Here is a 19034-nt window from a genome sequence, read left to right on the forward strand (position 1 = left end):
CAGGGCAAGCGAGCGATGGCATTGCAGATCAGCGCCACCAACCCGGAGCATCCCGCGCTCCTGCTCGACCTGCCGTGGCAGCTGCCCCTGGAGGAATGGCCGGAGCACTATCTGGTGCCGCTGCCGCGGGGCATCTCGCGGCACGTGGTGCGCTACGCACGCGCCGGCACGGAGGTCGTCGCGGTCAAGGAGCTCGCCGAGCGGCCCGCCCTGCGGGAGTACGAGCTGCTGCGCAGTCTCGACCGGCTGAACATCCCCTCGGTGGACCCGCTCGCCGTGGTCACCGGCCGCACCGACGAGGGCGGCGAGCCGCTGGAATCCGTACTGATCACCCGCCACCTGGGCGGCTCGATGCCCTACCGGTCGATGTTCGAGACGACCATGCGTCCGGCCACCATGCACCGGCTCATGGACGCGCTGGCGGTACTGCTGGTCCGGCTCCACCTCGCCGGGTTCGCCTGGGGCGACTGCTCGCTCTCCAACACGCTGTTCCGACGGGACGCGGGCGCGTACGCCGCATATCTCGTCGACGCCGAGACCGGCGAGCTGCATCCGCAGCTGAGCCCCGGGCAGCGCGAGTACGACCTCGACCTCGCGCGCGTGAACATCAGCGGGGAGCTGCTGGACCTGGAGGCGTCCGGCGCCCTCCACCCGTCGGTGGACCCGATCGAGTTCGGCATGGAGATCTGCGCGCGCTACAACCGGCTGTGGGAGGAGCTCACCCGCACGTCCGTGTACCCGGCGGGCAAGCACCACTACATCGACCGCCGCATCCGCCGCCTCAACGACCTCGGTTTCGACGTCGCCGAGATGCAGATCGCGCACTCCTCGAACGGTGACACCGTCACGTTCGTGCCGAAGGTCGTCGACGCGGGCCACCACCAGCGCCAGTTGCTGCGGCTGACCGGGCTCGACGCCGAGGAGAACCAGGCACGGCGGCTGCTGAACGACCTGGAGAGCTGGATGGCCACCCAGGACGACTACGCACCCGGCGACCCCCTTGCCGCCCGCCCGGAAGTGCTGGCCCACCGCTGGGTGCGGGACGTCTTCCGGCCGACCGTGCGTGCCATCCCCCGCGAGCTGCGCGGTTCGATGGATGCGGCCGAGCTGTACCACGGGCTCCTCGAACACCGCTGGTACCTGTCCGAGCGGGCCCAGCACGACATCGGCCTGGACCAGGCGGTCGAGGACTACGTCCAGAACATCCTGCCCGCGATGCGGGACGCGCTGCCGCCGCCGACGGACGATCCCGCGCCCTCCCGCTGAGGCGCGGGTCGTCAGGCCGGCGGGACGACCGCCACCGGGCAGGGCGCGTGGTGCATGGCCGCATGGGCCACCGAACCCACCCGTGCGCCGACGGCCGAGCGGTGCGCGCGCCTGCCGACCACGAGCAGCTGAGCCGGCGCGGCGGCCGTGAGCAGTACCTCGCCCGCGCTGCCCATCTCGACCTGCTGTGTCACCCGGACCTCCGGGAACCGCTCCTCCCAGGGCCGCAGCGCCTCCGCGAGCGCCTTCTCCTCGTACTGCTCCAGTCCCCCGGCCTCGTCTGCGAGCTTCAGCGAGGCGGGGCTGAAGGTGAAGACGGTGGGCAGGCTCCAGGCCCGTACGACGCGTACGGCGGCGCCGCGTGCCGCCGCCGTCTCGAACGCGAACTGCAGTGCGGCCGCGCTGTCGTCCGGGCCGCCCTGCTGGCCGACGACGATCTCGCGGCCGGCCGCCTCGGACTCGGCGAGATCCCCGGCGCGTACGAGGACGACGGGCCGCGCGGACTCGGCGACCACCTGCTGTCCGACGGAACCGAGCAGGAAGCCGACGATCGCTCCGTGCCCGCGGGTGCCGAGGACCAGCGTCTCGGCGTCCGCCGCCGCGGCGACCAGCGCGTCGACCCGGTCGCCTTCGAGCAGGTCGGTGGTCACCGGCAGGTCCGGGTGCCGGTCGGTGACCTCGCGGGCGGTCTCCGCCAGCGCGTCCCGCACGTCCGCCGTCCTGTCCTCGCCGTCGGACTTCTCCCAGGCGTGCACCACACGCAGCGCCAGTGAACGGCGTACCGCCTCCCTGGCCGCCCAGTGCACGGCGGCCAGGGACTCGGCGGAACCGTCTGCTCCCACGGTGATCGGGCGGGTCATGTGACAGCCTCCGTCGCGTTGGTTGATGTGCCCACGCTACAGAGCCATTACGCCGGCCCGCACGGCGGTGCTGTCCGCTCATCAGATGGCCGGGTTCGGGGCGGTGCGTCAGCGTGATGCCTCGGTGTCTCGCCTCAGCGCGCTGTTCGCGCCGAGCAGTCGAGGCTCTTGAGGTCGACGGCGTCGGCCATCGCCTGCATGCCCTTGTCGTTGGGGTGCAGATGGTCTCCGCCGTCGAAGACGGGGAGGATGCGCTCGTGGTCGTAGGGGCTGCGGAGGATGCGGTCGAAATCGGTGACGGTGTCGAACTCCCCGCTGTCACGGATGAATTGGTTGATCTCCTGGCGTACGGACTCGGCGGCGGCATCCCATTCGTACCAGCCCTTGAAGGGCGCGACGGTGGCTCCGACGACGCACTTGCCGGCTTCGTGGGCGCGGGCGATGATCTCGCGATAGCCCTTGATCATGTCCTGGGCCGTGACGCCGGAGTGGGCCTTGATGTCGTTGACACCCTCGAAGAGGAACACCGTGCGGACGCCCGGCAGGGAAAGGACGTCACGGTCCAGCCGGTTGAGGGCGCTCTGCCCGGCGCCGTCCGCGAGGACCTTGTTCCCGGAGATGCCCTCGTTCGCAACTCCCTTGACCGGCCCGATCGTTGCCCGCAGGCGGCGGGCGAGGTAGTCGGGCCAGCGGCGGTTCAGATCGCTCGTGGACTGCCAGCCGTCCGTGATGGAGTCGCCGAGCGCGACCACGGCCCCGGTGACCGAACTCGTCCGTACGGACACGGCGTCGAGGTAGAACCAGGAGCCGATCGGCTGGGTCCAGGAGCCGGCGGCCTCCTCGCCCGTGTGGTCGCCCTCCGCCGCGTACGAGGTCTGCATGGCCATGGAGTGCCCGGTGGCCGTGCCGCCCGCCCCGCTGGTGTGGAGGCTGACGGCCAGGTCGGTCGCGGCGGGCAGCCTGCCGGGAAGCGGGTCGCTGTACGCGGTGGCGCCGGCCGGGACCGTGACGGTGCGGGAGCCGCCGAAGGTCAGCCGCCGGTTGGTGCCGCGGACCACGGTGGCGCCCTCCTGCCTGATGCCGGCGTACACGCTGTCGAAGGTCAGCGGCCGGTCGCCGAAGGCGTTGGAGAGCCTGATGCGCGGGTCGTCCCCGGCGACGCTGGTGCGCACGATCAGGCGGTAGCTGCGGTCGTTGACGGCATCGCCGATACGGTCCGCGCTCGCGCCCCAGGTGACCACGTCGTGCCGCCGCTCGGCGGCGGCCTCGGCCGTGGACGGACGCGTGTCGGCCGGCTGTGACGCCGCGGGCGCCGCCTGGACGGCCGCGGCGATCAGCAGCAGGGCGGCCAGGCGGCCCACTCGGGCGAACCGGGCCGTCATCGGGCGAAGTCCCGCAGCGTGACGGACCCGCCGGGCTTCAGCGTCACCGTCCGGGACGTGTCACCGTACGCCACTGTCGTGGTCCGGCCGCCGACACCGAGGAGTCTTCGTCTGCTGGGCTCGGTCGGATTGCTGTCCATGATGCGGCTCCAGGGGGAAGAGAACGGCGGTCAGGACGACTTCGGGACGTCGATGCGGTCGATGTCCGGGGCGTAGCCGGTGCCGCTGTCGAACGTGATGGTGTTGGCGCCGGCCTTGAGGGTGACGGGCACGCTGACGGTCTCGGCGGTTCCCCAGTCCCCGGTGGAGGGGAACTTGTGGTGCCTGGCGCCGTTGCCGTTCGCGGAGACGTCGATGGAGCGGGGGTCACCGCTGACGTAGGCGACCTTCACCATGTACGTACCGGCCTTGGCGACGACGACGTCGTTGAAGCGGAGCTTGCCGCCGACGTAGAGGTTGCCGACCTTCTTGCCGCCTGAGCAGGCGGGGCAGTCGGCGAGGGAGGCGTTGCCGCTGAGGGTGTTGGTGGCCGACTCGGCCTCGTAGCCGGTCGAGGCGAGCGCGGCGCCGCGCGGGGTGACGGTGAACAGACGGGAGCCATGGGCGGGCACGGCCTGCGTCACCTTGTTCTTGTGGATGCCGAGGTTCTCGCGGTTCCACAGGTCCCGTACGGAGGCCTTGCCGGTGAAGCCGAGGGTCGCCCAGTCGGCGGTGACGGCGGCGGGAGAGTCGGCGAGGTTGAACAGGGCGACGGTGTAGCTGCCGTCGGCGTTCTTGGCCGCCCACACCTGCTGGGGGTCGGACGGGGTAACCGGACGGGCGGGAGGGGTGCTGCCCTGGTTGAGGGCGATGACCTCGCGGTTGGTCAACAGGGACACACCGTAGGAGTCGAGCTTGGTCAGGTCGTCACCGGTGTAGAGCGGGGACTTGGCGATGGCCCACAGGGTCGCGTAGCTCTGCCGCTCGGCCTTGGTGAGGCCGTCCATCTTGCCGTTGCCGACGTCCAGGGAGTCCAGGTCGTTCCAGCCGCCGGGGCCCGCGTGGCGGGTCCAGCCGGGGGCGTCGTCCCAGCGGTCGTCGACCGAGTTATCCCAGCTGACAAGGGTGTTGCAGTAGCACTCGACGTCAGTGTCGATGCGCCAGCCGTTGGAGTACTTCTTCCAGTCGGCGACCCGGCCCATGTCGAGCGACCAGGAGATCTCCAGGTGGATCGGGCGGCCGGTGGCGGCGATGGCCTTCTGCCAGGCGGCGACGTCGGCAACGTTGTCGTACTGGTCGCCGTTCTTGCCGGAACCCGGTCCGACCCCGTCGAGCTTGAGGAAGTCGTAGCCCCAGTCGGCGAAGAGCCGGGCCTGCGAGTCGACGTACTTCTGGGCGCAGGGGTTGGAGAAGTCGAGCTTGTAGGCGCTGTCCCAGCCGTTGGTGGTGCGCAGGTCGCCGTAGACGATGTCGGCGGTCGTGCAGCCCTCGGCGTTCCAGATGGGGGCCTTGCCCTCCCCGTACGCCTCCTTCTCCAGGCCGACGGGCAGGTAGATGCCCGCCTTGAGTCCCTTGCCGTGGATGTGGTCGGCGACGGCCTTCATGCCACGCGGGAAGCGGTCCGGGTCCGCCTTCTGGCGGGCGTACTCGTCGAAGCCTGGCTTCCAGTCCTGGGCACGCCACCATCCGGCGTCGAGGTTGACGTACTCGTATCCGTACGGCTTGAGCTTGGCCGCCAGGGCGTCCGTCTGCTTGAGGACGTTCTTCTCGGTGAGGTAGCTGTAGTCGCCGTCGGGGTTGAGCCCGGGGTACTTCGAGGACTGCATGCTCCAACTCGACCAGCCCATGTAGGGCTTGGCCGCGACCGCCGCCTCGGCGCCGGAGGTGGTCGTGGGAGTGGTGGCCGTGGGGGTGGCGGCCCGGGCTGCCGGGAGGGTCGTCGCCATGGCCGCCGTGAGTGCCAGGACGAGCACGGCTCTTGTCGAGCGACGGGCGGGGGTACCGGGAGAGTACGAGGATGACCTCATGGGTCGGACCTCCAGTGATGGGTTCGGCTCTGCGCGGGTGCGGTGATGCGTTGGTGCGGCGGGGCAGTGATGTGTTGGTGCGTTGGTGCGGGAACTTCCTTGGAGGCCAAGGAGCTTGATGGTTCGTCAGAAGCAAGGATCCTTTGAAGAAGGGGGATTTGACGCTTTGGCCCTACGGATACGTCCCACCACCGGATATCGCACCGGCACTTGCCCGGTAGCGTCCCCGCTCGGGCTTCAAGTCCATGCTCTCCTGGCATGCTGCCTCCATGCCGATACCGACAGGGTCCCGCCCGCCCGTCGCCACTTCCCTCGCTCCGGTCGACGGTCTGCGGATCCGGGCTCGTCGGCTCACCCAGGAGGTGCGCGGAGCGGGGCGCGTGCTGGACGACGTGTCCCTCGATGCCGAGCCCGGGCTGATCGTCGTGATCGCCGGCAGCAGCGGCGCGGGCAAGACGGTACTGCTGGAAACCCTCGCGGGACTGCGGTCGGCCGACGAAGGCTCCGTACTGCACGACGGAGCCCAACCGGATGCGCCAGGGCCGGAGTTCGGGTTCGTGCCGCAGGAGGACATCCTGCACCGCGACCTCCCCCTGCACCGGACACTGGTGTACTCGGCGGGCCTGCGCATGCCACCGGGCACGTCGGCCGAGTCGGTCACCGCGGCCGTCGACCGGGTCCTGGACACGCTCGGGCTGGCGCACCGGGCCGGTACGCCCGTCCGCGCGCTGAGCGGCGGGGAACGCAAACGGGCGAGCATAGGCGCCGAGTTGCTCACCAGACCGCGGGCGCTCTTCCTCGACGAACCCACCTCCGGGCTCGATCCGGTCACCGGGGCGGCCCTGTTGCGGACCCTGCGCGCCCTCGCCGAGCACGGCACCACCATCGTGCTGACCACCCATGTCCTCGCGGACCTCCTCCGCGGCGACCACGTCGTGTTCCTGGCCCCGGGCGGACAGGTCGCGTTCTCGGGTGAACCGGCCACCCTGTGCGGGGAGTTCGGGGTCGGCACGGTCGAGGAGGTGTACGAGGCGGTGGCCGACGGGGCTCGGGTCGAACCCAGCGTGTCCCCCGGCGAGCCCGCGGAGTCCGAGAGCGGTCCGGTCCGTCCTGAGCGGCCGGGGTCACGGCCTCGCGTCGGCGCGGTACGCCAGTGGTCACTGCTCACCCGGCGCGGAACGGCCCTGCTGCTGCACAACCGGCTCTCCGTCGCCGTGCTGGCGGGTTCGCCCGTGATGATCGTGGCGATGTTCGCGGTGCTGTTCCGCGCGGGCGCGTTCGATCCGGCGGACCCGGATCCGGGGTCGACCGCGATGATCATGTTCTGGATCGCGTTCGGCGCGTTCTTCTTCGGGCTGACCTACGGGCTGTTGCAGATCTGCATGGAACTGCCCGTGCTCCGCCGCGAATGGCTGGCCGGGCTGCGGATCGGCCCGTACGTGGCGTCCAAGCTGACCACCATGCTCCCGGTGCTGGCCGCCGCGGACGCCTTGCTTCTCGCCGTGCTGCGCGCCCTGGACCGGCTGCCCGCGGCGGGCTGGGACGCGTACGTCTCCCTGTTCGTGTCGAGCGTGCTGGCCTCGGCTGCCGCGCTGGCCCTGGGGCTGCTCGCCTCCGCCGCCGTGACGGACGCGGGCCAGGCGACGCTGATGCTGCCGCTGCTCTGCTTCCCGCAGGTGCTGTTCTCGGGGGCGTTCGTGCCGGTGCCCCGGATGACTGCGGCGGGAGACGCGATCAGCTGGGCGATGACCAACCGCTGGGCGTTCGAGGCGCTGGGCAGCGGTATCGGACTGGAGTCGCTGTGGCGCGGGGGTGCCTCCCGGCTGGGGCCGCCGCTGCTGGACTCGTACGGTGACTCGTTCGCCCATCCGGCGAGCCGGGGCTGGCTGATCCTGGCCGGGTTCGGCCTGCTGTTCCTGGCGGCGACGTGGGCGGTGCTGGTGCGCAAGTGCCGGAACGGGGTGGTACGCGGGCGGGCGGGAAGGTGAGCCGGCGCCCGCTAGCCGCTCAGCAGCCGGCCCTCGCCTCCAGTCCGGCGGCCTCTGGCACCCGGTCCCGGTAGGTCTCCCGTACGAACGTCAGGAACGTCTCGATGTCCCTGGGCTGTGACGACAGGCCGAGCGAGATCCGGACGGCGCCCGCCGACGGCATGCGCAGCAGCTCCAAGTACTCCTCCAGAGAAGCGACTTGGCGGCGTGCGGCCGAGCGAAGTCGGCGTGGTGGCAGGGCGAACGCCGCCTCGCCCGCGCCCGGGTTGCAGAAGCAGCCGGTGCGCAGCGAGATCCCGCGCCGGGCGCTGTCGCGGATGACGACCCGTTCGTCGATGACGCGGCCGTCGGCGCCCAGCAGGTTCAGCGCGACCGTTCCGCCCCGGGCCACGAGGTCGACGGGTCCGTACATCCTGACCAGCGGTGAGCCGTCGCTGTGCCACAACTCCCTCAGGCCCGCAAGGAGTTGACCGGTCAGTGCGGTGACGTGGGCGTGCACGCGGTCCATGCCGATGCCGTCGATCCACTCCAGCCCGGCCGAAACGTCGGGTACGGACAGGAAGTTGACCGTGCCGTCCTCGAAGGCCGCCTCGTCGTCCGCGAGGACGTGCCACTGCGCCTGCGCGCTGACCGCGTAGACGGTGCCGCCGGAGAACCAGGGGCGTCGCAGCCTCGCGAGCGCGTCCCGGCGGGCGATCAGGCTGCCAACGCCGGTGGGGTGGCCGAAGACCTTGTACCAGCTGACGACCGTGAAGTCGGGGTGGAACCGGCTCAGGTCGAGGGTGTTGGCGGGCACGTACGCGGCAGCGTCGAGCAGCACGTCGTAGCCGCGCGCCTGGGCCGCCGCGATCCAGGTGAGCGGGTGCTGGACGCCGGTGAAGTTGCTCTGCGCCGGGTAGGCGAGCAGGCCGTGCGGGCGCTCGCCGGCGCGGCCCCGCCGCGGGCCCGGGCCGCGTCTGAGTAGGGGTCCGGGGCCGCGTTCGCGCGCAGGCAGGGCGGCTCCCAGCCGCTGCTCGTCCATCCGCAGCCCGGGGCCGCTCACCGGTACGTACACCGTGGCCGCGCCGCGCGAACGCGCGTACTCGCGCAGGCCGTTCACCGAGTTGTGGTTGTCCAGCGACATGACGAGCCTGCTGCGGCGGGTGAAGGGGTACGCCTCGCCGACCAGGCGTAGCGCGCCGGTCGCGTTGGCGGTGAAGATGACGGCGTACTCGGCCGGGTCCGCGTTGAAGTGGCGGAGCACCGCGCGGCGGGCCTGGGACAGCAGCGCTCCCGAGGCGCGGGAGGCCGGGCTCCCGGAGTGCGGGTTCCCGAAGAGTCCGCCGGTGATGCGGGCGGCGCTCCCCCGCACGAGCGAGGTCGGCGGAAGGCCCGCTCCGGTGTGGTCGAGGTAGGTGTGCCCGCCGGCGTCGAGGTAGTCGAAGTCCTCGTTGCGTAAGTCCGCCAAGTCCCCTGCGTGCGCGTCGTCTTCGGGTATGTGGCCGGTGGTCTGCGCCTTGTCCACTGATCCTCCCGCGTGAGAGGCCCGGCCCGTCCCCGGGTCCTGGGCCGGGCACGGTCTCCCAACATCATGCTGCTATTCGTCCCGGTGGGAAGAGGCTGCAGGGAATCGGCGTGATCGTGCCGCTCGGGCCGGGGCGCCCCGGTCAGAGGGTGCCGGCAGGCTCGGCCAGCACGGTGATGACTCCGCGTGTGCGCAGTTCGGCGAGGATGCCGGGGTCGGCCGTGTCGTCCGTGACCAGGGTCCAGCCCTCGGGGAGGGTGGCCCAGGCGTGGAAGGGGCGGCGGCCCAGCTTGGCGGCGTGGGCGAGTACGTAGACGTGGTCGGCGCGGCGGGCCATGAGTTCCTTGAGGCGGGTCTGGCGCAGGTCGGCCTCGCAGATCCCGTGCTCCGGGGAGACGCCGTCGGTGCCGAGGAAGACCCGGTCGAAAGTGAGCCGTTCGAGGGCGGCCTCTGTCAACGGGCCGACGAAGCCCTGGCTGAGCGGTCGCAGCGTGCCGCCGAGGCACTCGACGTGCACGGTCTCGACGTCGGCGAGTTCCTGAAGCGCCGTCAGTCCGGTGGTCGCGACGGTCACGTCCTTGGCCGTACGCAGTTCGTGTGCGAGCGCGCCGACCGTGGAGCCGGCGTCGAGGAGCAGGGTCTCGCCGGGCTGGACCTGGGCCGCCGCCCAGCGGGCGATGGCACGCTTGGCGTCGTAGGCCTCGCCGGTGCGCTGGCGCAGCGAGGCCTCCGGGTGCGCGGACAGGGCCATCGCGCCGCCGTACGTACGGGCGAGCCGTCCGTCGGTGGTGAGCTTGGCGAGGTCGCGGCGGATGGTGGAGGCCGTGACACCGAACAGCTGGGAGAGTTCCTCCACGCTGGTCAGGCCGGTGGTGGTGGCGAGTTGGACGATCCGGTCGCGCCGGGCCTTGGAGCCGATCGCAGACATCAGTCTCTGTCCTCTGGTGTCCTGGGTGTCCTGTGGTGCCGACGGGCCGGGGTCAGCGGGCGGCGGCCGGAGCGGATGACATCTCGGCGGCCTGGCGCAGCGCCTCGACCATGCTACCGGCCTCGGCGCGGCCGGTTCCGGCGATGTCGAAGGCGGTGCCGTGGTCGACGGAGGTGCGGATGACCGGCAGGCCCACGGTGAGGTTGACGCCCGCCTCGATGCCGAGGACCTTCACCGGGCCGTGCCCCTGGTCGTGGTACATGGCGACGATGAGGTCGTAGTCGCCGCGGCCTGCCAGATAGAAGGCGGTGTCGGCGGGGAGCGGGCCGCGGGCGTCGATGCCGTCGGCGCGCAGGACCTCCAGGGCGGGGACGATCTTCGTCTCCTCCTCGCCGTTGCCGAACAGGCCGTTCTCGCCCGCGTGCGGGTTGATTCCGCACACCCCGATCACGGGTGCCTCGACGCCCGCGCGGACCATCGCGTCGTGGCCGCGGCGCACGGTGCGCTCGACGAGTCCGGGCTCGATCCGGTTGACGGCGTCGATCAGACCGATGTGCGTGGTGACGTGGATGACCTTCACCCTGGGCGTGGACAGCATCATCGACACCTCCTCGACACCGGTGAGATGGGCGAGGAGTTCGGTGTGTCCGGGGTAGAGGTGCCCGGCGGCGTGCAGGGCCTCCTTGTTGAGGGGCGCGGTGCAGATGCCATGGACGTCGCCGTTCAGGGCGAGTTCGGCGGCGACACGGATGTACTGGTACGCGGCGTCGCCGGCCTTCGCAGAGAGGGCGCCCCAGGGGAGGTCGGCCGGGAGCAGACCGAGGTCGACGACGTTGATGCGGCCGGGCGTGAACTCGGCCTGGGCGGGGCCGTCGACGGACACGATGTCGCAGGTGGCGCCGAGAATGCGGGCCGCCTCACGGAGGCGTTCGACATCGCCGATGACGACGGGGCGGCAGCCACGCAGGGTGTCGGCGTTCAGCAGGGCCGGGACGATGACCTCCGGTCCGATGCCGGCGCCGTCGCCCATGGTCACCGCGATGATCGGGAGCGGACGTCCGGCGGTGCCGGACTGCTCGGCGGGCGCGGCGGTGGGGACTGCGTTCACGTGGGTTCTCCTAGCGGGGCGGGCGGGACGAGTGGGGCGACCGGCTGGTCGGAGGGCGGCGCGAGGCCGGGGCGCAGTGCGCGGGCGATGCGCAGCAGGGAGTCGGTGTCGCCGTAGCTGCCGGGACGGGTGACGACGCGGCGGCCGTCGGCGGTGCGGGAGCGGACGGCGCCGTGGTGGATCTGGTCGAGCGGCAGGAGTTCGCGGACGCCGAGTGCGTCGAGGACGCGGCGGGCTGTCTCGCCACCGGTCAGGACGAGGTCGCTCTCGTGTGCCGCCTCGGCGACCGCGTGGGCGAGGCCCGCGGCGAGGCTGCGGGCGGCGCCCGGGTCGACGGCGTGGGTGCCGTCGATGCTGACGACGGTGACGCCGTGCGGAGTACGGCCGCCTTCTGTACGGAAGTTCAGGGGTCGCCGGGTGGCGTGGTCGGTGAGGGTGTGCGCGGGCAGCGGTATGTGGCTCGCACCGGCCGCGACGAGTTGCGCGATCTGCGCAACGGCGGTGGGTTCGGCGGTGCCGACCACCACGAGCAGGGGTCTGGACGGGGTGCCACCGGGGGCCGGTGACCGGTCGTCGGCTCGTGCGGGACCGGCCGTGTCCGTGCCGGTGGGACGGTCCCGGTGGGCCTCCGTGAAACGCTCCCGCGCGGTCCCCGGGGGACGGTCCGGGTCGGCCTCCGTGAGAGGGCCACCGTCCCTTCCCGGGAGCCCGGCCCGGGCCGACAGGTCCGCCTCGACGAGCCTGCGTCCGATGGCCGCCGCGAGCCCGCCCGTGCCCATCAGCCGTATGCCCGGGCCGAGCCGGAGCGCCGCCTCGGCGATCGCGTCGAGGTCCGTGTCCGTCTCCGCGTCGCACACCGGGTGGTACCCCTCGTCGACGAGCGTCCGCAGCCGGTCGTGCAGCGCCGGCTCGGGCGCGCGCACCGTGGCCAGTGGCACCACCCGCGTCGGTACGCCACCCAGGGCGGCGCCCACCGATACGGGCACCTCGCCGGACTCCGCACGCCAGGCGTCGGTCGTGTGCAGGGCGGTGCCGTGCAGGTTGACGACACCCTCGCGGACGGTACGGCCTGCCATGGGCAGGGCGGGCGCGATCACGACACCCCTGGCGCCGGTCGCGTAGGCGGCCGTCTCGGCGGCGAGGTTGCCCCGCAGCAGCGAGTCGATCTTCTTCAGGACCACGCCTCCGTCGGCGTACGCCAGCGCGGCCCGTACCGCGCCTGCCGCGTCCTGCGGGGCCAGCTGCCGGGTGTCGAGGTCCAGGACGACCGACTCACCGTCGCGGGGCGGCGCCATGGCGGGGCCCAGCACGATCCGCCCGCACAGGCCGAGCGCGGCGGCGACCTCGGCGGCGCCGGACAGGTCGTCCGCGAGGGCGAGCACACGGGGCGGGCGTCCTGTGCGGCTGGTGCGGGACACACGGACCTCCTTCGGCGGGTACCTCTTGAAGCGGTCCGCACGGGCGGACGGCCTCGGCGCCGATGATGACACAGCTTGCGCGAAGTGCGCGAGACCTCTTGCGCACATCGCGCAGTCGTGCCACCTTTTCCGGCGCGACACCTGTTCGTCGCCCGGTGTCCGGGCGGCGTCAGCGAGAGCCGGTCGCCCTCCAGAATCCGAGAAGGTCGACGATGACCCCAACTCCTCACCTCGTTCCCCCGCCCGGACCGCCCAGCCGCCGGACCCTGCTGCGCTGGGGCGCCCTCGGCGGCACGGGCATCGCGCTCGGTCCGCTGTCCGCCTGTGCCGGCCCCACCGGAGCGCCCGGCCCCGGCACCCTCACTCTCGGCCTGAACCGTTCCCTGGTGAGTCTCGACAACAAGCTGAACCAGTTCGACGCCGCGGTCACCGTGCAGCGCGCCGTACGACAGGCGCTCACCTGGATCGGCCCGGACCTGCAGCCCCGGCTCGTTCTCGCCGACCGGTTCGAGATGACCGCTCCCACCGCGTGGAGCGTGCGGCTGCGCGAAGGCGTCCGCTACTCGGACGGCAGCCCGGTCACCGTCGAGGACGTGGACACGGCCCTGCGCATGTACGGCGAGGTCAACGGCTCGTTCCTGCTCGGCCTCTTCCCCGAGATGCCTACCGTCGAGGCCACCGGCGAACGGACGTTCCTCCTGCGCACACAGCGCCCCGTGCCGGTGCTCGACCGGCTGATGGCCAACATCCACATCACCCCGGCCAAGGCCAACCGGCCCGAGGAACTCCAGTCGGGGCTCGGCTCGGGCCCGTACCGCGTCGTCAGTGCGAACGGCGGTGCAGGCGAGTACACGCTGGCCCGCAACACCGAGTACTGGGGCAAGCAGCCGCCCGTGGACAAGGTCCGGGTGCGGTTCGTGCCCGAGGAGTCCAGCCGGGTCATCGCCCTGCGCAGCGGCGAACTGGACGTCGTGGACACCCTCACCCCCGACTCGGCCGAGCAACTCGCCGGCCTGCCGGGCGTCGCCGTCCAGGAGACCCCCGGCGTCCGTATCTGCCAGCTCTTCTACAACTTCCGCAAACCCGAAGGGCATCCGCTCTCCGACGCGCGCGTGCGCCACGCGCTCACCTACGCGATCGACGGCGAGTCCCTGATACGCGACGTCCTCATCGACTCCGCCGAGGCGGCCGAGGGAGTGGTGCCGCTCGCGCTCCAAGGGGCGGTGCGCACAGGCGCGTACGCCTACGACCCACGCAGGGCCAAGGCGCTCCTGAAGTCACTGGACGCCGAGAACCTGCGGATCTCCATCATGTGGGAGTCGGGCGAGTTCGCCGGCGACACCTCCGTGATGGAGGCCGTCGTCGACATGCTCCAGGACGTCGGCGTACGTGCCTCACTGCGGCAGTTCGAGCCCGGCGGCGACATCCTGAAGTGGCGGCAGGGGCGCGGCGGCGACTGGGACGTCATCGGCAACGGCTTCCCCGGCACCACCGGCCAGGCCCTCACCTCCCTCCAGGGCATGTACGGGGGCACGGCCGAGAAGGAACGCACCCGCGACACCTACATGGGCTACGTCATCCCGCGCATCGAACGGCGGCTCTCCGACGCCGCGACCGAGACGGACGCCGCCGAACGCGACAGGAAGCTGGCCACGCTCCAGCACGCGGTCTGGGACACCTGGCCCAGCCTGTGGGCGTTCGCGCCCAAGACGCTGCTCGCGCGCCGCGACCGCGTCCAGGGCCTGGCGCTCCAACCGGTCAACTCCTACGACCTGACCGCCGTACGGCTGGAGGGCTGAGCCGTGCCGATGTATCTGGCCCGCCGTATCGGGCAGAGCCTGCTGACCGTGTTCCTCACGCTCACCACCGTCTTCCTGCTGGTGCGACTCGCGCCCGGCGATCCCGCCTCCGCGTACGCCGCGCCCAGCGCGACCAGCGCCGATCTCGCCCGCATCCGCGAGCAGTTCGGCCTCGACAAGCCGCTGTTCGTCCAGTACTGGTACTTCGTCCGCGACCTGTTCACCGGGGACCTCGGTACGAGTTACTCCTTCCACTCCCCCGCGCTCGACGTGGTCCTGGACCGGATGCCGTACACGATCACGCTCGCCGTCTCCGCCATCGCGGTCACGACGCTCGTCGCCGTGCCGCTCGGCGTGTGGATGGCCCGCCGCGCCGACACGCGCAGGGAGTTGGGCGCGAACGTGCTGACCATCGCCGGTCAGTCGATGCCGGACTTCTGGACCGGCGTGATGCTGCTGACCGTCTTCGCGGTGCTCGTGCCGGTGCTGCCCGCGTCCGGCTTCACCTCGTGGAGCGGTCTGGTGCTGCCGACGGTGACCGTGGCCGTTCTCCAACTCGCCCTGATCTCACGGCTGGTGCGCCGCGAGATGTCCACCGCCCTGGCTTCCTCGTACGTCACCGTCGCCCGCTCCCGGGGCGTCTCGGAGTCCGCGCTGACCTGGCGCTACGCGCTCGCGAACTCCTCGGTGCCACTGGTCACCGCGCTCGGTACACGCTTCGCGGCGCTCCTGAACGGCGTGGTGGTGGTCGAGGTCGTCTTCGGCTGGCCGGGGGTCGGCTCCCTCGTCGTACGCGCGCTGGAGACCCGCGACTACCCGCTGATCCAGGCCACCGTGCTGGTCACCGCGACCCTCGCGATCCTCGTCCAACTCCTCGTCGACCTGGCCTATCCGCTGCTCGATCCGCGGGTACGCCTCGGAAAGGCGGCCTGAGCCATGAGTACCGCCGTAGATGCGAGGCGGCCCAGTGCCGTCACCGCCCGCGATCTCGCCCGGGCCACCGCGACCCGGCAGCGGCGCGGCGCCCGTTTCAAGCTGTGGGCCGGGGGCCTGTGCACCGCGCTCGTCGTCCTGCCGGTCGCGCTCGCCGGGCTGCTGCCGCTGCCCGGGGCGAACGCCCAGGACCTGTCGCGGCGGAGGCTGCCGCCACTGAGTGAGGGCCATCTGTTCGGAACCGACCAGCTGGGCCGCGATCTGCTGTCGCGGGTCCTGCACGGCGGCCAGGTCTCCCTGACCGTCGGTGTGCTCGCCGTGCTGGTCTCCGGTCTGATCGGCATCGCGGCCGGCTCGGCGGCCGGGTTCTTCGGCGGCTGGGTCGACGCGCTCGTCTCCCGGTTCCTGGAGGCCCAACTCGCCCTGCCGCTCCTGATGATGCTGCTTCTCGTGGTCGCCCTGTTCGGGCCGTCCGTCACCGTCATCACCTGTGTGATCGCGGTCGCGCAATGGCCCGAAGTAGCGCGGCTGACCCGCTCACTCGTCCTCGTCGAACGCGAGAAACCGTACGTCGCCGCGGCGCGCGTCCTCGGACTGCGTTCCTGGTCGGTCCTCGTACGGCATGTGATCCCCAACGTCGTGCGCCCGGCGAGCCTCGTCGTCCTGCTGCTGCTCGCGCAGGCGGTGCTGCTGGAGAGCGCGCTCAGTTTCCTCGGCGCGGGCCCGCAGCGGCCGTTCGCGACCTGGGGCCGGATCATCTCGGACGGCCAGGACTACATCACCACCTCGTGGTGGCTGGTGACTCTGCCGGGGCTGGTCATCGTGGTCCTGGTGGTCGGAGTCAACCTGCTCGGGGACGGGCTGCGGGACCGTACGCGCACCGGGTCGCGTGCCCGCCTGCGGAAGGGAGCGTGAGCCATGGCCGAGGACACACCGCTGCTCGACGTGGCGGACCTGCAGATCGAACTCATCACCGGACAGGGCGTGGTACGCGCTGTCGACGGGGTGACGTTCACCGTCCGCAGGGGCGAGACCGTCACCCTGATCGGCGAGTCGGGGTCGGGGAAGTCGACCACGGCGATGGGCGTACTGCGGCTGCTGCCCGAGGGCCTCGCCGTGCTGTCGGGGAGCGCCCGGATCGCCGGGCGGGACGTCGTGGCCGATCCGGACGCCGCGCGTGCGGTGCGCGGGCGGACCGTGTCGCTGATCCCGCAGGATCCGATGACGGCCCTCAGTCCGGTGCACACCATCGGCCGTCAGCTGGGCGACGCGCTGCGGCTGCGCCACCCGGACCTGACCCGAACCGAGGCCCGGGACAAGGGAGTCGAGCTTCTCGGACGGGTGCGCATCTCCCAGCCTGAGACCCGCTGGAAGGCCTACCCCCACCAGTTCTCCGGGGGCATGCTGCAGCGCATCCTCATCGCGACCGCGCTCGCCGCCGAACCGGAGCTGCTGGTGGCGGACGAACCCACCTCCGCGCTGGACGCCACCGTGCAGGCGAGCGTCCTCGATCTGCTGATGGAGCTTCAGGAACACACCGGCATCGGGATGTTGATGATCACGCACGATCTCGGGGTGGCCCGGCTCGTCTCCGACCGTATCCATGTGATGAAGGACGGGCGGTTCGTCGAGTCGGGCTCCGCCGAGGAGATCGTCGAGCGACCGGCCGAGCCGTACACCCGTGAGCTGCTCGCCGCCGTGCCGCGCCTCGGCGCGTGGGACGAGGACGAGGACAGCGACGGGCGGGCCGAACGCCTGGTGCAGGGAGCAGCGTCATGACCGACAACACCGCCGTGGCCGACGGGACCGAGGGGAGCGACGGGACCGCCGTCGGCAGCTCCTCGGCAGTCGGGCCGTTGCTCTCCGTCGAGGATCTCGTCGTCGAGTACGCCACCGCGCAGGGGCCGTTCAAGGCTGTCGACCGGGTCGACCTCCAGGTGCCTCGCGGGGGTTCGCTCGCCGTGGTGGGCGAGTCCGGCTGCGGCAAGTCGACGCTCGCCCGGGCCCTGGTCCGGCTGCTCAAGCCGGTGAGCGGCCGGATCGTCCTGGACGGCACCGACATCGCGACGCTGCCCGAGCGGCGGCTGCGTCCGCTGCGGCGGCGGGTGCAGATGGTCTTCCAGGATCCGTACGGCTCGCTGGATCCCCATCTCACGGCTCAGCAGATCGTCGCCGAGCCGCTGCGGGTGGCCGGGGTCTCCGACCGGGCCGAACGGGCCAGGCGTGCCGCCGAGTTGATCGACCGGGTCGGCCTGCCGTCCTCGGCCCTGGAGCGCCGACCACCGGAGTTCTCCGGCGGCCAGCGGCAGCGCATCGGCATCGCGCGGGCCCTCGCGTCCCGGCCCGACCTCCTCGTCTGCGACGAGGCGACGTCCGCCCTCGACGTCTCCGTACAGGCCCAAGTACTGGATCTGCTGCGGGAGTTGCAGGCGGACACCGGCATCGCCTATCTCGTCATCGCCCACAACCTCGGGGTCGTCCGGGAGATCAGCACCGATGTGGTGGTCATGCGCGCGGGCCGGGTCGTCGAGCGAGGACCGACGGCCGCCGTGCTCGCCTCGCCCGCCGACCCGTACACCCGCGCGCTGCGCCGCGCCTCCTTGGACCCGACCACGATCCGGGGTGTGAAGCCCAGGGCCGTTCTGGCTGCCGCACCCGACGCGTCGTCCCCGTCTTCCCCGTCTCCGGTGGCTTCTGTGGCTCCCGCTTCTCCCGCCTCTCCTGCCTCTCCCGTTTCTCCCACCTCTCCCACCTCTCCCACATCGGAAGGAAACCGCTCGTGACCACCGGCATCAACCTGCCGAACATCCCCGTCCCGCTCTCCCGGCTCGTCCTCGGCACCATGACGTTCGGCGACACCGTGGACGCCCCCGGAGCAGCGGCGATGCTCGATGCCGCGCTCGACGCCGGGATCACCGGGGTCGACACGGCAAACGGCTACGCGGGCGGTGAGAGCGAGCGCATCCTCGCCGGGCTCCTGCCGGGCCGGCGCGACCGGATCGTCCTGGCGACGAAGGCGGGGATCCCGCACCCCGACCAGGGCGGGCACGCCCCGCTCTCCGCCGCCGGCCTGCGGGCCGCCCTGGAGGGCAGCCTCAAGCGGCTCGGCACCGACTCGGTCGATCTCTTCTACCTCCACCAGCCCGACCGTGCGACACCGCTCGCCGAAACCCTCGCCACCGTCGCCGAGTTCGCCGCCGAGGGCAAGATCCGCGCCCTCGGCGTCTCCAACTACGCCGCCTGGCAGATCGCCGAACTCGTGCGCGTCGCCGAGGAGGTGGGCGCACCGCGTCCCGTCGTCGCCCAGCAGCTGCACAACCTGCTCGCGCGCCGCATCGAGGAGGAGTATGTCGAGTACGCCACCGTGAGCGGTCTGCGCACGATGGTCTACAACCCGCTCGGCGGGGGCCTGCTCACCGGCCGTCACCGCTTCGAACGGGCCCCGGAATCGGGCCGGTTCGGGGATTCCAGGGTCGCCGCGATGTACCGGGAGCGCTACTGGGACGAGCGCCTCTTCTCCGCGGTCGACAGGCTCTCCGCCGTCGCGGACGCCGCGGGCGTGCCGCTCACCGACCTCGCCCTGCGTTGGCTCCTGGGCCGCGACTCCACCGACGCGCTGCTGCTCGGCGGGTCGAAGACCTCGCATCTGCTCGCCAACATCGCTGCGGCGCAGGCCGGTCCGTTGCCGGCCGATGTGATGGCGGCCTGCGACGAGGTCGGGGCGGGGTTGCGTGGGCCGATGCCCGCGTACAACCGGTGACAGTCGCCCAGTGGTCCCGCCGACGGGCAGCACTCCGGGTGCGGGTCGTCCGTGGCTGGTCGCGCAGTTCCCCGCGCCCCTC

The 19034-nt window shown here is 71.8% G+C and carries 16 protein-coding genes; 8 read left to right on the forward strand and 8 right to left on the reverse strand.

Features of this window, described 5'->3' with window-relative positions:
• The first annotated feature begins 15 nt into the window (after positions 1-15).
• Positions 16-1266, forward strand: coding sequence for a DUF4032 domain-containing protein (locus ACH4YP_RS27130; protein WP_361061413.1), 1251 nt, complete (start codon positions 16-18; stop codon positions 1264-1266).
• Positions 1267-1277: 11 nt separating this feature from the next.
• Here ACH4YP_RS27130 and ACH4YP_RS27135 read toward each other — a convergent pair whose 3' ends face one another.
• From ACH4YP_RS27135 to ACH4YP_RS27150, 4 genes are all read right to left on the reverse strand, one after another.
• On the reverse strand, positions 1278-2126 hold the full coding sequence (locus ACH4YP_RS27135) for a universal stress protein (protein WP_398493009.1): 849 nt from the start codon (positions 2124-2126) through the stop codon (positions 1278-1280).
• 134 nt (positions 2127-2260) lie between these two features.
• Positions 2261-3508: an SGNH/GDSL hydrolase family protein gene (locus ACH4YP_RS27140; protein ID WP_398493011.1), complete on the reverse strand. Its 1248-nt coding sequence runs from the start codon at positions 3506-3508 to the stop codon at positions 2261-2263.
• Positions 3505-3648 carry a hypothetical protein gene (locus tag ACH4YP_RS27145; protein ID WP_361061417.1) on the reverse strand — a complete coding sequence of 48 codons (144 nt, stop codon included), beginning with the start codon at positions 3646-3648 and terminating at the stop codon, positions 3505-3507. Before ACH4YP_RS27145 ends, ACH4YP_RS27140 begins: the two co-directional genes overlap by 4 nt.
• 30 nt (positions 3649-3678) lie before the next feature.
• On the reverse strand, positions 3679-5514 hold the full coding sequence (locus ACH4YP_RS27150) for an alpha-galactosidase D (RefSeq protein WP_398493013.1): 1836 nt from the start codon (positions 5512-5514) through the stop codon (positions 3679-3681).
• A 269-nt stretch (positions 5515-5783) separates the two neighbouring features.
• On the opposite strand from ACH4YP_RS27150, the gene ACH4YP_RS27155 reads away from it, so the two are divergent.
• A complete protein-coding gene (locus tag ACH4YP_RS27155; RefSeq protein ID WP_398493015.1) occupies positions 5784-7502 on the forward strand; it encodes an ATP-binding cassette domain-containing protein in 1719 nt (572 codons plus the stop codon).
• 19 nt (positions 7503-7521) lie between these two features.
• Here the strand turns inward: ACH4YP_RS27155 and ACH4YP_RS27160 are convergent, their stop codons facing one another.
• The 4 genes from ACH4YP_RS27160 to ACH4YP_RS27175 all read right to left on the reverse strand — a co-directional run bounded on the left by ACH4YP_RS27160 (position 7522) and on the right by ACH4YP_RS27175 (position 12460).
• Positions 7522-9006: an aminotransferase class V-fold PLP-dependent enzyme gene (locus ACH4YP_RS27160; protein ID WP_398493017.1), complete on the reverse strand. Its 1485-nt coding sequence runs from the start codon at positions 9004-9006 to the stop codon at positions 7522-7524.
• 142 nt (positions 9007-9148) lie between these two features.
• Positions 9149-9934 (reverse strand): DeoR/GlpR family DNA-binding transcription regulator, encoded by a 786-nt coding sequence (locus tag ACH4YP_RS27165; RefSeq protein ID WP_361061425.1) that lies wholly within the window; start codon positions 9932-9934, stop codon positions 9149-9151.
• Positions 9935-9986: 52 nt separating this feature from the next.
• The gene (pdxA, locus tag ACH4YP_RS27170) at positions 9987-11042 is read right to left on the reverse strand and encodes a 4-hydroxythreonine-4-phosphate dehydrogenase PdxA (RefSeq protein WP_361061427.1); all 1056 of its coding nucleotides are present in this window, start codon (positions 11040-11042) and stop codon (positions 9987-9989) included.
• Positions 11039-12460: a four-carbon acid sugar kinase family protein gene (locus ACH4YP_RS27175; RefSeq protein ID WP_361061429.1), complete on the reverse strand. Its 1422-nt coding sequence runs from the start codon at positions 12458-12460 to the stop codon at positions 11039-11041. Before ACH4YP_RS27175 ends, pdxA begins: the two co-directional genes overlap by 4 nt.
• Before the next feature lie 212 nt (positions 12461-12672).
• On the opposite strand from ACH4YP_RS27175, the gene ACH4YP_RS27180 reads away from it, so the two are divergent.
• Genes ACH4YP_RS27180 through ACH4YP_RS27205 form a run of 6 tightly spaced genes read left to right on the forward strand, consistent with a single transcriptional unit; the run spans position 12673 to position 18952 of the window.
• Entirely contained in the window at positions 12673-14259 is a 1587-nt protein-coding gene (locus ACH4YP_RS27180; protein ID WP_398493020.1) for an ABC transporter substrate-binding protein, read from the forward strand.
• Positions 14260-14268: 9 nt separating this feature from the next.
• On the forward strand, positions 14269-15192 hold the full coding sequence (locus ACH4YP_RS27185) for an ABC transporter permease (protein WP_398493394.1): 924 nt from the start codon (positions 14269-14271) through the stop codon (positions 15190-15192).
• A gap of 3 nt (positions 15193-15195) precedes the next feature.
• The gene (locus ACH4YP_RS27190) at positions 15196-16107 is read left to right on the forward strand and encodes an ABC transporter permease (protein WP_361061433.1); all 912 of its coding nucleotides are present in this window, start codon (positions 15196-15198) and stop codon (positions 16105-16107) included.
• Between the two features lie 3 nt (positions 16108-16110).
• Positions 16111-16971 carry an ABC transporter ATP-binding protein gene (locus tag ACH4YP_RS27195; protein WP_361061435.1) on the forward strand — a complete coding sequence of 287 codons (861 nt, stop codon included), beginning with the start codon at positions 16111-16113 and terminating at the stop codon, positions 16969-16971.
• The gene (locus tag ACH4YP_RS27200; RefSeq protein WP_398493022.1) at positions 16968-17975 is read left to right on the forward strand and encodes an ATP-binding cassette domain-containing protein; all 1008 of its coding nucleotides are present in this window, start codon (positions 16968-16970) and stop codon (positions 17973-17975) included. Before ACH4YP_RS27195 ends, ACH4YP_RS27200 begins: the two co-directional genes overlap by 4 nt.
• Positions 17972-18952 carry an aldo/keto reductase gene (locus tag ACH4YP_RS27205; protein WP_398493024.1) on the forward strand — a complete coding sequence of 327 codons (981 nt, stop codon included), beginning with the start codon at positions 17972-17974 and terminating at the stop codon, positions 18950-18952. The genes ACH4YP_RS27200 and ACH4YP_RS27205 overlap by 4 nt, the downstream gene beginning before the upstream one ends.
• Positions 18953-19034 lie beyond the last annotated feature (82 nt).

It is taken from the genome of Streptomyces sp. NPDC020747 (assembly GCF_044334695.1).
GTDB lineage: Bacteria > Actinomycetota > Actinomycetes > Streptomycetales > Streptomycetaceae > Streptomyces.